This is a genomic window from Enterobacter sp. FB (genome assembly GCF_000805795.1).
Taxonomy (GTDB): Bacteria; Pseudomonadota; Gammaproteobacteria; order Enterobacterales; family Enterobacteriaceae; genus Enterobacter; species Enterobacter roggenkampii.
In genome coordinates this window covers 159,511-171,880 of sequence record NZ_JSZC01000006.1, presented here as the reverse complement: position 1 = coordinate 171,880, position 12,370 = coordinate 159,511, and the positions used below count along the sequence as shown (strand labels likewise).

General features: G+C 56.7%; 15 protein-coding genes. 12 read left to right on the top strand and 3 right to left on the bottom strand.

Going from position 1 to position 12,370, the window contains the following annotated elements; translation table 11 throughout:
* Positions 1–7: 7 nt before the first annotated feature.
* Positions 8–1,420, bottom strand: a complete 1,413-nt coding sequence (uxaC, locus tag PI91_RS03260) for a glucuronate isomerase (RefSeq protein ID WP_039265426.1) — start codon at positions 1,418–1,420, stop codon at positions 8–10.
* A gap of 474 nt (positions 1,421–1,894) precedes the next feature.
* Between uxaC and PI91_RS03255 the strand changes: the two genes are divergently transcribed.
* The 11 genes from PI91_RS03255 (at position 1,895) to PI91_RS03205 (ending at position 9,255) form a co-directional block, all read left to right on the top strand.
* On the top strand, positions 1,895–3,193 hold the full coding sequence (locus PI91_RS03255; RefSeq protein ID WP_039265425.1) for an MFS transporter: 1,299 nt from the start codon (positions 1,895–1,897) through the stop codon (positions 3,191–3,193).
* 179 nt (positions 3,194–3,372) lie between these two features.
* Positions 3,373–4,149 (top strand): transcriptional regulator ExuR, encoded by a 777-nt coding sequence (gene exuR / locus PI91_RS03250; RefSeq protein ID WP_008503145.1) that lies wholly within the window; start codon positions 3,373–3,375, stop codon positions 4,147–4,149.
* 344 nt (positions 4,150–4,493) lie between these two features.
* Complete coding sequence (gene yqjA, locus PI91_RS03245; RefSeq protein ID WP_008503144.1) at positions 4,494–5,156, top strand: DedA family general envelope maintenance protein YqjA; 663 nt, start codon at positions 4,494–4,496, stop codon at positions 5,154–5,156.
* 2 nt (positions 5,157–5,158) lie between these two features.
* On the top strand, positions 5,159–5,542 hold the full coding sequence (gene mzrA / locus PI91_RS03240) for an EnvZ/OmpR regulon moderator MzrA (protein ID WP_023294631.1): 384 nt from the start codon (positions 5,159–5,161) through the stop codon (positions 5,540–5,542).
* Between the two features lie 143 nt (positions 5,543–5,685).
* Complete coding sequence (locus tag PI91_RS03235; protein ID WP_008503142.1) at positions 5,686–6,054, top strand: DUF1090 domain-containing protein; 369 nt, start codon at positions 5,686–5,688, stop codon at positions 6,052–6,054.
* Between the two features lie 29 nt (positions 6,055–6,083).
* A complete protein-coding gene (locus tag PI91_RS03230; protein ID WP_008503141.1) occupies positions 6,084–6,389 on the top strand; it encodes a YqjD family protein in 306 nt (101 codons plus the stop codon).
* Between the two features lies 1 nt (position 6,390).
* Positions 6,391–6,789, top strand: a complete 399-nt coding sequence (locus PI91_RS03225) for a phage holin family protein (RefSeq protein ID WP_014885329.1) — start codon at positions 6,391–6,393, stop codon at positions 6,787–6,789.
* The gene (locus PI91_RS03220) at positions 6,786–7,082 is read left to right on the top strand and encodes a YqjK-like family protein (protein ID WP_008503139.1); all 297 of its coding nucleotides are present in this window, start codon (positions 6,786–6,788) and stop codon (positions 7,080–7,082) included. The genes PI91_RS03225 and PI91_RS03220 overlap by 4 nt, the downstream gene beginning before the upstream one ends.
* A 250-nt stretch (positions 7,083–7,332) precedes the next feature.
* A complete protein-coding gene (locus PI91_RS03215; protein ID WP_039265424.1) occupies positions 7,333–7,725 on the top strand; it encodes a DoxX family protein in 393 nt (130 codons plus the stop codon).
* A gap of 71 nt (positions 7,726–7,796) precedes the next feature.
* Complete coding sequence (locus tag PI91_RS03210; RefSeq protein ID WP_023326148.1) at positions 7,797–8,783, top strand: glutathione S-transferase family protein; 987 nt, start codon at positions 7,797–7,799, stop codon at positions 8,781–8,783.
* A gap of 106 nt (positions 8,784–8,889) precedes the next feature.
* Positions 8,890–9,255, top strand: a complete 366-nt coding sequence (locus PI91_RS03205) for a DUF805 domain-containing protein (protein ID WP_008503136.1) — start codon at positions 8,890–8,892, stop codon at positions 9,253–9,255.
* 41 nt (positions 9,256–9,296) lie between these two features.
* Here PI91_RS03205 and yhaJ read toward each other — a convergent pair whose 3' ends face one another.
* The gene (yhaJ, locus tag PI91_RS03200; protein ID WP_008503135.1) at positions 9,297–10,199 is read right to left on the bottom strand and encodes a DNA-binding transcriptional regulator YhaJ; all 903 of its coding nucleotides are present in this window, start codon (positions 10,197–10,199) and stop codon (positions 9,297–9,299) included.
* A gap of 104 nt (positions 10,200–10,303) precedes the next feature.
* On the opposite strand from yhaJ, the gene PI91_RS03195 reads away from it, so the two are divergent.
* Positions 10,304–11,005 carry a pirin family protein gene (locus tag PI91_RS03195; RefSeq protein WP_039265423.1) on the top strand — a complete coding sequence of 234 codons (702 nt, stop codon included), beginning with the start codon at positions 10,304–10,306 and terminating at the stop codon, positions 11,003–11,005.
* Between the two features lie 61 nt (positions 11,006–11,066).
* On the opposite strand, the gene PI91_RS03190 is transcribed toward PI91_RS03195, so the two are convergent.
* Positions 11,067–12,368 (bottom strand): serine dehydratase subunit alpha family protein, encoded by a 1,302-nt coding sequence (locus PI91_RS03190; RefSeq protein WP_039265422.1) that lies wholly within the window; start codon positions 12,366–12,368, stop codon positions 11,067–11,069.
* Positions 12,369–12,370: the final 2 nt, after the last annotated feature.

The window sequence follows — 12,370 nt, the reverse complement described above, 5'->3', positions numbered from 1 at the left end:
AACGGCCCTAGTTCAGTTCAATGGCGAAGTAGTCACGCGCATTGTTAAAGCAGATGTTTTTCACCATGTCGCCCAGCAGCTGAATATCCGCCGGCGCTTCGCCTGCGTGCACCCAGCGGCCAATCATCTGGCACAGAATGCGGCGGAAGTATTCATGACGGGTATAGGACAGGAAGCTGCGGCTGTCGGTCAGCATGCCGACAAAACGGCTCAGCAGGCCAAGCTGCGCCAGCTGCGTCATCTGACGCTCCATGCCGTCTTTCTGATCGTTGAACCACCAGCCGGAGCCGAACTGCATCTTGCCCGGCATCCCTTCGCCCTGGAAGTTGCCGATCATCGTGCCCAGCACTTCGTTATCGCGCGGGTTCAGGCAGTAGAGAATGGTTTTCGGCAGCAGGTTTTGTTCGTTCTGTTTGCTCAGCAGTTTTGACAGCTCTTCCGCCAGCGGACGGTCGTTGATGGAGTCAAAGCCCACGTCCGCACCCAGCAGTTTAAACTGGCGCTGGTTGTTATTGCGCAGCGCACCGATGTGGTACTGCTGTACCCAGCCGCGACGCGCGTATTCGGCACCGAGGAACACCAGCACCGCGGTTTTAAACTGCGCCACTTCGTGCTCGCTAAGCGATTCACCGGAGAGGCGACGCGCCAGAATGCTGTCCAGCTCGGCCTCGTTTGATTCCGCAAACAGCACCACGTCCAGCGCGTGGTCAGAGACTTTACAGCCGTGCGCCGCGAAGTGATCCAGACGTTTGGTCAGCGCGGTTTGCAGATCGGCGAAACGACGGATGTCGGTATCGGACACTTCCGCCAGCTTCGCCATGTAGTCGTTGAACGTGGCCTGCTCAATGTTGAAGGCTTTGTCCGGGCGCCAGCTTGGCAGCACTTTGATATCAAAAGTGGTGTCTTTGGCGACAACGGCATGATGCTCCAGGGAGTCAATCGGATCGTCGGTGGTGCCGACCATCTTCACGTTCATCTGCTTCATGATGCCGCGCGCGGAGAAGTTATCCTGCGCCAGGAGCGCATTGCACTGGTCCCAGATTTCATCGGCGGTCGTTGGAGAGAGCAGTTTGCCGGTGATGCCAAACGGGCGACGCAGCTCAAGGTGCGTCCAGTGATAGAGCGGGTTACCGATGGTGTGCGGGACGGTCGCCGCCCAGGCGTCAAACTTCTCACGATCGGTCGCATCGCCGGTGCACAGGCGCTCAGCCACGCCGTTGGTGCGCATCGCACGCCATTTGTAATGGTCACCCTTCAGCCAGATGTCATACAGGTTTTTGAAACGGTAATTTTCGGCAACCTGCTGCGGCGGCAAATGGCAGTGGTAGTCGAAAATCGGCTGATCTTTTGCATAGTCGTGGTACAGGCGGCGAGCAAATTCGGTATCTAACAGAAAATCGTCGGTCATAAACGGCGTCATTATCGTCTTCCTCATTACGGGAGCGTCAGAAAGCGTATGTTCATATGCTGCAAAGTTATCACACCAATTTCCACCATCCGACGTTTTTTTCGTGAGTGAGATCAATAAACGCAGACAAATACATTACCCAAATTGGGGTAAATCCTTCTACAAGCCGCGCCAGTACTGGCTTGAAGCGACACGAATAATGTCCCCACAAAGAATCATACATTTGTGATGTCACTCACCTTTTAAAGCTGTATGACAAGTTATCTTTTCGCCGTCGCAAACTATAAGCCGACGGAATGCATTCCTGGTGTCAGTTACACCAGATTTAACGGTACGGAAACCGACTTATGCAGATGACTTTTGGCAAGGTTCGGGCCGTTCCGGGACATTTCCCGGTTACGCCCCTCCCGTTACTGAACGGCTCCCGGCAACGGTTGAGCGGTTACCGTGTCCCGGCACGGCAATACTATAACGATGAGGTTTTACATGCGTAAAATTAAAGGGTTACGTTGGTACATGATCGCACTGGTGACGTTAGGCACCGTGCTGGGCTACCTGACGCGTAACACCGTCGCAGCCGCAGCGCCGACGTTAATGGAAGAGCTGCATATCTCCACGCAGCAATACTCCTACATCATTGCTGCCTATTCCGCGGCGTACACCATCATGCAGCCTGTTGCAGGCTACGTGCTGGATATCCTCGGTACCAAAATCGGCTATGCCTTCTTCGCCATCGCCTGGGCGGTGTTCTGCGGAGCCACCGCGCTGGCGGGCAGCTGGGGCGGCCTGGCGCTGGCGCGCGGCGCGGTCGGTGCGGCAGAAGCCGCGATGATCCCGGCGGGACTGAAGGCCAGTTCCGAGTGGTTCCCGGCAAAAGAGCGCTCTATTGCTGTCGGCTACTTCAACGTGGGTTCGTCCATCGGGGCGATGATTGCGCCGCCGCTGGTGGTGTGGGCTATCGTGATGCACAGCTGGCAGATGGCTTTCATCATTTCCGGCGTGCTGAGCTTCGCCTGGGCAATCGCGTGGCTGGTTTTCTATAAACACCCGCGCGATCAGAAAAAACTCTCCGAAGAAGAACGCGAGTACATCATTGGTGGTCAGGAAGCGCAGCATCAGACCAACAACGGCAAAAAAATGACCGTCTGGCAGATCCTGGGCACCCGTCAGTTCTGGGGGATCGCCCTGCCGCGTTTCCTGGCGGAACCGGCCTGGGGGACCTTCAACGCGTGGATCCCACTGTTCATGTTTAAAGTCTACGGCTTTAACCTGAAAGAGATCGCAATGTTCGCCTGGATGCCGATGCTGTTCGCTGACCTGGGCTGTATCGTGGGCGGCTACCTGCCACCGCTGTTCCAGCGCTGGTTTGGCGTGAACCTGATCGTTTCCCGTAAGATGGTGGTCACCATGGGCGCACTGCTGATGATTGGCCCGGGCATGATCGGCCTGTTCACCAGCCCGTACGTGGCCATCGCCCTGCTGTGCATCGGTGGTTTTGCGCACCAGTCCCTGTCCGGCGCGCTGATTACGCTCTCGTCTGACGTCTTCGGTCGCAACGAAGTGGCCACCGCCAACGGCCTGACCGGGATGGCCGCCTGGACCGCGAGTACGATGTTCGCGCTGGTCGTCGGCGCGCTGGCGGATACCATCGGCTTCAGCCCGCTGTTTGCGGTACTGGCGGTCTTCGACCTGCTGGGCGCGGTGGTGATCTGGACGGTGCTGAAAAGCAAATCGGCAGAGGAGCTGGCGAAAGAGTCTCTCGGAGGACCGGCGACGCAGAGTTAGCCTTGCTGTGCCGGGTGGCGCTACGCTTACCCGGCGTACAAAACCCGTAGGCCCGGCAAGCGAAGCGCCGCCGGGCATTTAAAGGCCGCTCAGTAGCGGCTTTTTTAATGGCAAAATCTGGAGAGTGGCACGCAAAAGTGGTATAACAAATCATCTGCCGTACCCTGTCTGGAGCGCATATGGAAATCACCGAACCACGTCGTTTATATCAACAACTTGCTGCGGAGCTGAAAGATCGCATCGAGCAAGGTGTCTATCTTGTCGGTGATAAACTGCCCGCCGAGCGCTTTATCGCGGATGAAAAAAGCGTCAGCCGCACCGTGGTGCGTGAAGCGATCATCATGCTGGAAGTCGAAGGCTACGTTGAGGTACGCAAAGGCTCCGGCATTCACGTCATTTCCAATCTGCCGAAACACTCTCCCGTCGCGGACGAAAGTCTGGAATTCGCCAGCTATGGTCCGTTTGAGCTCCTCCAGGCTCGCCAGCTGATTGAAAGCAACATTGCCGAATTTGCGGCGACGCAGGTGACCAAGCAGGACATCATGAAGCTGATGGAAATCCAGGAGAATGCCCGCAAGGAAAAATGTTTCCGCGATTCTGAGTGGGATCTGCAGTTCCACGTCCAGGTCGCCCTGGCAACCCAGAATACGGCGCTGGCGGCAATCGTTGAGAAAATGTGGACTCAGCGCGTTCACAACCCGTACTGGAAAAAACTGCACGACCATATCGATTCCCGTACCGTCGACAACTGGTGTGACGATCACGATCAAATCCTTAAAGCGCTGATTCGTAAAGATCCGCACGCCGCTAAGCTGGCGATGTGGCAGCACCTGGAAAACACTAAGCAGATGCTGTTCAATGAAACCAGCGACGACTTCGAATTTAACGCTGACCGCTATCTTTTCGCCGATAATCCCGTTGTTCATCTCGATACGGTCCCCAGTGCCGCAAAATAGATGACCTTCCCGCTGGCAGGCGCTTCGCTGCGCCTTCCGGCGAACGTGGGTAAGCAAAACATATATAGTGTCAGCCTTTGTAAATCCCCTCGCTCACTTTCTGGGCTTACGCCAAAATCAACTCACGCCTGCAAATTCTGTGACGCAGAACGTTGGGCTTTGTTACAATTGGATTCACTTCGTTATTTTGTAAGTTAGTGCTTGCTAACCAGCCAATTAACAGGGAACAGTGTTGGCCACACCGCAATGTGTCCGCGAGCGACCATAATGAAATCACAACCATGTCGCCGTGCTGTTTGTCCCGGATAACAGGCATGACGTTAACCGATTTCCAGGAACACTGAATGGAACTTTTGACCCAACTACTGCATGCCCTCTGGGCGCAGGATTTTGAAACGCTGGCCAACCCTTCCATGATTGGCATGCTCTATTTCGTCTTGTTTATGATCCTGTTCCTTGAGAACGGCTTGCTGCCTGCTGCTTTCCTGCCCGGTGACAGTTTACTGGTGCTTGTCGGCGTGCTGTGCGCTAAAGGGGCGATGGCATTCCCGCAAACTATTTTGTTACTGACCGTCGCCGCGAGTCTCGGCTGCTGGGTCAGCTACATCCAGGGAAGATGGCTGGGCAATACCCGGATCGTCCAGAACTGGCTCTCGCACCTGCCTGCACATTATCACCAGCGGGCGCACCACCTTTTCCATAAGCACGGGCTTTCTGCGCTGCTGATTGGCCGCTTTATCGCCTTTGTACGCACCCTGTTGCCGACCATTGCCGGTCTGTCGGGGCTGAGCAGCGCGCGCTTCCAGTTCTTTAACTGGATGAGCGGCCTGCTGTGGGTACTGATTCTGACGACGCTCGGCTATGCGTTGGGGAAAACGCCAGTCTTTATGAAATATGAAGACCAGCTGATGTCCTGCCTGATGCTGCTGCCTGTGGTGCTGCTGGTCTTCGGTCTGATCGGCTCGCTGGTCGTCCTGTGGAAAAAGAAATACGGAGCCAGAGGCTAACGATGGCTATCTCACCGCTCGCCCTGCGCCGTTTTGCCTGCGCCGTGATAACACTGGTGGTGCTCAGCGCCATGCTGCTGGCATGGAGCGCGCTTTCGCACCAGGAATCCACGCTGGCCATTCGCCCGGTGAACCAGGGTGCCAGCGTGCCTGACGGTTTTTCTGTCTGGCATCATCTGGATGCGAACGGGATACGTTTTAAGAGCATCACCCCGCAGGACGATGTGTTACTGATCAAGTTTGATTCCCGTGCGCAAAGTGCCGCCGCAAAAGTGGTTCTCGACCGTACGCTGCCGCACGGGTATATCATCGCTCAGCAGGAAGATGACAGCCAGCCTGCTGCCTGGCTGTCGCTGATTCGCGATACGTCGCATCGGTTTGGATAATTACCAGGATTCCGAATCTTTTCACTCACTTTGGTGAATCCCCCGTTTACTTACTATGCTTAAGTACGCGGAGCACCCCTCGACTGTACTCCGCATAACTTTGGATAGCGGCTTACGCCGCAACACAATGGAAGGTTTCGATAATGAAATTCCGCATGACTCTGGCTCTGGCCCTTTTTTCTTTAAGCACAGCATCCTTCGCAAATTCTCTCTGTCAGGAGAAAGAACAGGATATTCAGCGTGAGATCGGTTATGCCGAAAAGCATAACAATCAGCACCGTGTTGATGGTCTTAAAAAAGCGCTGAGCGAAGTGAAAGCGAACTGTTCAGACAGCAAGCTGCGTGCCGACCACCAGAAGAAAATCGCTGAACAGAAGGACGAGATAGCCGAGCGCCGTCGCGACCTGCAGGAAGCGAAAGAGAAAGGGGATGCGGAAAAAATTGCTAAGCGCGAGAAGAAGTTGAAAGAAGCGCAGGACGACCTGAAAGCGCTGGAAGCTCGCGATTATTGAGTTAACGGAAATCTCAACAGGAGAGAATCATGTCAAAAGATACGACGTCTGAACATCTGCGCGCTGAACTGAAATCCCTGGCCGATACCCTGGAAGAGGTGCTGAACTCCTCTGCTGACAAGTCAAAAGAAGAGGTCAGCAAGCTGCGCAGCAAGGCGGAGCAGGCGCTGAAAGAGAGCCGCTATCGCCTGGGTGAAACCGGCGATGCGCTGGCAAAACAGACCCGCGAAGCGGCCGCGCGTGCGGACGAATACGTGCGTGATAATCCATGGACGGGTGTCGGAATTGGTGCCGCAGTCGGTGTGGTACTGGGTGTCCTGCTGACGCGTCGTTGATATGGAAGATCCTCGTCACGCACAAGGGCCTGCTAACAACGTCCTCGGCATCGGCCAGCGTATTTTGACGACGCTGGTCGGGATTGCCGAAACGCGCGTCCGGCTGGCAGTGGTCGAACTGGAGGAGGAGAAAGCGAACCTCTTCCAGATGCTGCTGATGCTTGGACTGACCATGCTCTTCGCCGCGTTTGGTCTGATGAGCCTGATGGTGTTAATCATCTGGGCCATTGACCCGCAGTATCGTCTTAACGCCATGATTGCCACGACCGTCGTTCTGCTGGTCGCGGCGCTGATTGGCGGCATATGGACGCTGCGTAAAGCGCGTAAGTCCACGTTCCTGCGCCATACGCGTCAGGAGCTGGCTAACGATCGCGCCCTGCTGGAGGATGACAAGCCGTGAGCGGTAAAGCCGAACGTCAAAAGCGAAAAGCGTACCTGCTAAGCCAGATCCAGCAGCAACGGCTGGATCTGTCGGCCAGCCGTCGCGACTGGATTGACGCGACGCGACGGTTTGACCGGGGCTGGAACACCTTCCTGAGCCTGCGTTCATGGGCGCTGGTCGGCAGCAGCGTGATGGCTATCTGGACGGTTCGTCATCCAAATATGCTCATCCGCTGGGCGCGCCGTGGTTTTGGTGCCTGGAGCGCCTGGCGTCTGGTGAAAGCCACGATCCGTCAGCAGCAATTACGCTAGCCTTCTCGCCGGGTGGCGGCTACGCCTTACCCGGCCTACTTACACGCGTAGGCCGGGTAAGCGCAGCGCCACCCGGCAAAATCCTCCCCTCCCTTACTCAATATCTTTGAAGAAGATTGACAGTTTTCCTTGCTAACAATCGCCCACCGTCACGTTTATGATGCTCTCCATCGACAGCAACGACGCGGTATCTACCCGGAATTGCAGAGAAATAACGTTCAGCCGCTGATGTGGTTTCCTGGAGAGTAAAATGAAAAAATTAGAAGATGTTGGTGTACTGGTCGCGCGTATTCTGATGCCAATTCTGTTCATCGTGGCAGGTTGGGGAAAAATCACCGGTTATGCAGGCACCCAGCAGTATATGGAAGCCATGGGCGTTCCGGGGTTCCTGTTGCCACTGACCATTCTTCTTGAGTTCGGCGGCGGCCTGGCAGTGCTGTTCGGCTTCCTGACCCGCACCACCGCGCTGTTTACCGCAGGCTTCACCCTGCTGACCGCGTTCATCTTCCACAACAACTTTGCGGAAGGCGTGAACTCACTGATGTTCATGAAAAACCTGACCATCGCGGGTGGCTTCCTGCTGCTGGCCGTCACTGGCCCGGGCGCATACAGCATCGACCGCGTTCTGAATAAGAAATGGTAAGCACGCTATACTGAATAAACACAAAGCGAGGAGACATCTCCTCGCTTTTGCTATCTGACGGAGGAGAAAAAATGGGACAACTCGTAGACGGCGTCTGGCAGGATGTCTGGTATGACACCAAATCCACCGGAGGTCGCTTTAAGCGCTCTGTTTCGGCCTTCCGTAACTGGCTGACCGCCGACGGCGCACCAGGCCCGAGCGGCGAAGGCGGCTTCGCGGCTGAGAAAGATCGTTATCATCTTTATGTTTCCCTCGCCTGCCCGTGGGCCCACCGCACGCTGATCGTGCGCAAGCTTAAAGGTCTCGAATCCTTCATTCCGGTTTCCGTGGTCAACCCGCTGATGCTGGAAAACGGCTGGACGTTTGACAGTGATTTCCCTGCGGCAACCGGCGACGATCTTTATCACCATGATTTCCTGTACCAGCTCTATCTGCGCGCCGATCCGCACTACACCGGGCGCGTGACCGTGCCGGTGCTGTGGGACAAGAAAAACCAGACGATTGTCAGCAATGAGTCTGCGGAAATCATCCGCATGTTCAATACCGCGTTTGACGCGCACGGCGCCCGTGCCGGAGATTACTATCCGGTGGAGCTGCGCGAGAAAATTGACGAACTGAACGGCTGGATTTACGACAACGTCAATAACGGTGTCTATAAGGCCGGTTTCGCCACCAGCCAGGAAGCGTATGACGAAGCGGTCGGAAAGGTGTTTGAATCGCTGGAACGCCTGGAACAGATCCTGGGCCAGCATCGCTACCTGACGGGCGATCGCCTGACGGAAGCGGACATTCGCCTGTGGACCACGCTGGTTCGCTTTGATCCGGTCTATGTCACCCACTTTAAGTGCGACAAGCACCGCATCAGCGACTACCTGAACCTGCATGGTTTCCTGCGCGACATCTACCAGATGCCGGGCATCGCGGAGACGGTCGACTTCGACCATATTCGCACCCACTATTTCCGCAGCCACAAGACCATCAACCCGACGGGTATTATCTCCATCGGGCCGTGGCAGGATCTGGATGAACCGCACGGGCGCGACGTCCGTTTTGGATAAATAGTAAGGGCATCACCAGATGCCCTTTTTTAATTCACAATCTCCATCTATTCTTACCTCGATCGCTTAGAAAACAAGTGATTGACTGACTAATGAGGCAAGGAAAATGGACTGGTATTTAAAAGTACTGCGCAACTACATTGGATTTGGTGGCCGCGCCCGCCGCAAAGAGTACTGGATGTTCGTTCTGGTGAACTTCATCCTCATCATGGTGCTGGGTATTGTGGATAAAATTCTTGGCTGGGAGCGGGCTGGCGGTGAAGGCGTGCTGACCACCATTTATGGCCTGTTAGTCCTGCTGCCATCGTGGGCGGTATTGTTCCGTCGGCTGCACGACACCGATCGTTCAGCGTGGTGGCTATTGCTGCTGTTGATCCCGATCGTGGGCTGGATCGTGATTCTTATCTTCAACTGCCAGAGCGGCACCCCAGGTGAAAACCGCTTTGGTCCGGATCCTAAGATCGTCGCGTAAATTACTGCCCGGTGGCGCTTACGCTTACCGGGCCTACTCGTTTATTTATTGTGGTGGGCGAAGAGTTTGGGTATTTCGCGCAGGCACCACGATTTGGCTTCGCCCATGCTGTCGCGACGCCACGCCATAATGATATCCACTTCGCTGGTGTACTCCGGACTCACGACCCGCAGCCGCCCTTCCGCAATATCTTTCTCCACAAACGGGTACGGCATCGTCGCCACGCCCAGACCGGCCAGCAGCGCCTGCCGTTTGTCTTCCAGTGAGGTCACCGTCAGACGTGGCTGTTTATCCAGCAGCTGCACCGTCAGTACCGGACGCTCGCGCGCGGTATCCGCGACCGCCACGCCGCGATATTTCACGCGCGTCACTTCAGAGAGCGGCTCCGGCTCCTGGTGAATCGGATGGTTGGGGGCGGCAACGTAGACGTTCATGACGCTGTAGAGCTTGCGCGAGTTGATTTCTGACGATGAGCGGAAGTGCATGTCCGGCGCAATAACGATATCTGCCCTGCCCGTCTCCAGGCGCTCCCACGCCCCTGCCAGCACCTCGGTGATGATCGACAGCTGCGTATTAGCCTTCGCCGCCAGGCGGTCCACCAGCGGGAACAGCGCTTCGGTCGGCACCAGCGCTTCGGTCACGAGCGTCAGATGGGTTTCCCAACCGCGCGCCAGCGCTTCGGCGTCGGTCGTCAGCTTATCCGCCGCTTCCAGCAACACGCGGCCGCGCTCCAGCAGCATTCGACCGACGTTGGTGAATTTTGTTCGATGACCGGAGCGGTCAAACAGCACCACGTCCAGCTCTTCCTCCAGCTTCTGCATGGTGTAGCTCAGCGCAGACGGAACGCGCCCCAGTTCATCGGCCGCCGCCGCAAAACTGCCGCGCCGGTCAATCGCGTCCATGACGCGAAGCGCCTCAAGCGTCAATGCTCTCTCTTTAGCCATCTCGTTCTCATTCAGGAAATTTGAACATACCAGGCAGAATATCTGGCTAACAATGAAGCGTCCATACCTTTACCATTGTTTTAGTGTAAAGAGAGGTCAAGTTTATGATTACGACAAGAACAGCTAAACAGTGCGGACAAGCCGATTTCGGTTGGCTGCAGGCCCGCTACACCTTTTCCTTTGGACACTACTTTGACCCTAAACTCCTCGGTTACGCTTCACTGCGCGTGTTGAACCAGGAAGTGCTCGCCCCGGGCGCCTCCTTCCAGCCGCGTACGTACCCGAAAGTCGATATCCTGAACCTGATCCTGGAAGGCGAGGCAGAATACCGCGATAGCGAGGGCAATCATGTCCAGGCAAAGGCTGGCGAAGCGCTGTTAATTTCCACGCAGCCGGGCATCAGCTACAGCGAGCATAACCTCAGCAAAGACAAAACGCTGACCCGCATGCAGCTGTGGCTCGACGCCTGCCCTGAGCGGGAAAATCCGCTGGTACAGAAGTTAGATTTAACGGGCGATAAGCAACAGCTGATTGCATCCCCTGATGGCAGTAAAGAGAGCCTGCAGCTGCGTCAGCAGGTGTGGCTGCACCATATCGAGCTGAAGAAAGGTGAGCAGGCAAGCTTCCAGCTTCACGGCCCGCGCGCCTATCTGCAGTCGATTCACGGTACAGTGCATGCGGTGACGCACGCGGAACAGAAAGAAGCGCTCACCTGCGGCGACGGCGCGTTTATTCGTGATGAAGCGAATATCACCCTTGTGGCGGATACGCCGCTGCGCGCACTGCTGATTGATTTGCCGGTTTAAAGAACGCCCTCACCCTAACCCTCTCCCACAGGGAGAGGGAACCGATAGAGCCCTGAACTCGCTACACCTTACTCGCCATGATCTCAATAATCTGCCGGTCCGTTGCCTGCATCGAGCGGCACGCCAGGGCGCACAGGTTCGCGATCGACTGCTCCACATCGTGCGCGACAATCCCCTCGTTGCCCGTCACGCCCGACTCATCCAGCGCCATCATCACCGCTTTCCAGGCGCTGCTGACGCTGGTGGAAACCTTCATGGCGCAGCTGTTTGACGCCCCGTCGCAGATCATCCCGCTGACGTCACCGATCATACTGCCGATCGCCATCGCGATGGTCCGATAACGGCCCCCCATCAGCCATGCCATGCCCGCCGCTGCGCCCATCGCCGCCGTTGTCGCCGCGCACAGTGCGGACAGGCGAGGAAGCTGGTGATGGATATAGATCGCCGACAGATGCGACAGCATCAGCGCCCGCGCCAGCCGTTCGTCACCGGCCTGAAGGTGCTCAGCCACAACAACGACGGGCATGGTGGCGGTGATCCCCTGGTTACCGGAGCCCGAATTGCTCATCGCCGGCAGCGTCGCGCCCCCCATCCGGGCATCCGAGGCGGCGCTGGTGCGAATAACAATGTCTGAACCCAGATCCTGCGCCAGCCATCCGCGCGAGCGCTGCTTCTCAAGCGTTGCGCCAATATGCAGCCCCCACTTCCCGCTGAGCCCTTCGCGGGAGAGCGCATCGTTCAGTTGCCCTGCTTCCAGGATGAAGCGAATGGCCTCAAACGGCACCTGCTCGACAAATTCCAGGATCTGCGACAGCGTAGCGTGCGACAGTACCGCCAGCGGGTTGTCATCCACCTCGGTCACGGGCTTATCCAGCGTAAAGCGCGTTTCCCCCTGGCAAACCACTTCCACCACCCGGGTATGCCCGCCCGCGATGGTCACCATTGCCGAGAGATCCCCGGCATAAACGCAGGCGCGGGAATAGAGGATCTCATCGCAGGGCTCCTGCAGTTTTACCTGCACTTGCCCTGCCTCAAGCAGGGCTTTGGCGCGGACCAGTGCATCGGCTGTGGCATTTTTCAACACCTCCAGTCCGGCGTGCGCGTTACCGCCAATCGCGCCCAGCGCCGCCGCAATCGGTAATCCGACCATGCCGGTACCCGGTACCGTCACGCCCAGCCCGTTTTTCATCAGGTTCGGCGAGACCCACGCCTCAATCCGAGTGACCTCCCCCGGCAGGAGGTCTGCGGCAATCGCACAGGCCAGTGCCAGAGAGACGGGCTCGGTACACCCAAGGGCAGGCTTCACTTCTTCCTGCACCGCGCGAATAAATTGATTCCATAAAGGATGAGTTTGCTCAGACATCG

Bases quoted from the DNA above. Each gene is read 5' to 3' on its own strand.
- PI91_RS03210 (WP_023326148.1), top strand. From the start codon at position 7,797: ATGGGACAACTCGTAGACGGCGTCTGGCAGGATGTCTGGTATGACACC.
- PI91_RS03230 (WP_008503141.1), top strand. From the start codon at position 6,084: ATGTCAAAAGATACGACGTCTGAACATCTGCGCGCTGAACTGAAATCC.
- PI91_RS03205 (WP_008503136.1), top strand. From the start codon at position 8,890: ATGGACTGGTATTTAAAAGTACTGCGCAACTACATTGGATTTGGTGGC.
- PI91_RS03190 (WP_039265422.1), bottom strand. From the start codon at position 12,368: ATGTCTGAGCAAACTCATCCTTTATGGAATCAATTTATTCGCGCGGTG.
- yhaJ (WP_008503135.1), bottom strand. From the start codon at position 10,199: ATGGCTAAAGAGAGAGCATTGACGCTTGAGGCGCTTCGCGTCATGGAC.
- PI91_RS03215 (WP_039265424.1), top strand. From the start codon at position 7,333: ATGAAAAAATTAGAAGATGTTGGTGTACTGGTCGCGCGTATTCTGATG.
- exuR (WP_008503145.1), top strand. From the start codon at position 3,373: ATGGAAATCACCGAACCACGTCGTTTATATCAACAACTTGCTGCGGAG.
- mzrA (WP_023294631.1), top strand. From the start codon at position 5,159: ATGGCTATCTCACCGCTCGCCCTGCGCCGTTTTGCCTGCGCCGTGATA.
- uxaC (WP_039265426.1), bottom strand. From the start codon at position 1,420: ATGACGCCGTTTATGACCGACGATTTTCTGTTAGATACCGAATTTGCT.
- PI91_RS03225 (WP_014885329.1), top strand. From the start codon at position 6,391: ATGGAAGATCCTCGTCACGCACAAGGGCCTGCTAACAACGTCCTCGGC.
- PI91_RS03235 (WP_008503142.1), top strand. From the start codon at position 5,686: ATGAAATTCCGCATGACTCTGGCTCTGGCCCTTTTTTCTTTAAGCACA.
- PI91_RS03195 (WP_039265423.1), top strand. From the start codon at position 10,304: ATGATTACGACAAGAACAGCTAAACAGTGCGGACAAGCCGATTTCGGT.
- PI91_RS03255 (WP_039265425.1), top strand. From the start codon at position 1,895: ATGCGTAAAATTAAAGGGTTACGTTGGTACATGATCGCACTGGTGACG.
- yqjA (WP_008503144.1), top strand. From the start codon at position 4,494: ATGGAACTTTTGACCCAACTACTGCATGCCCTCTGGGCGCAGGATTTT.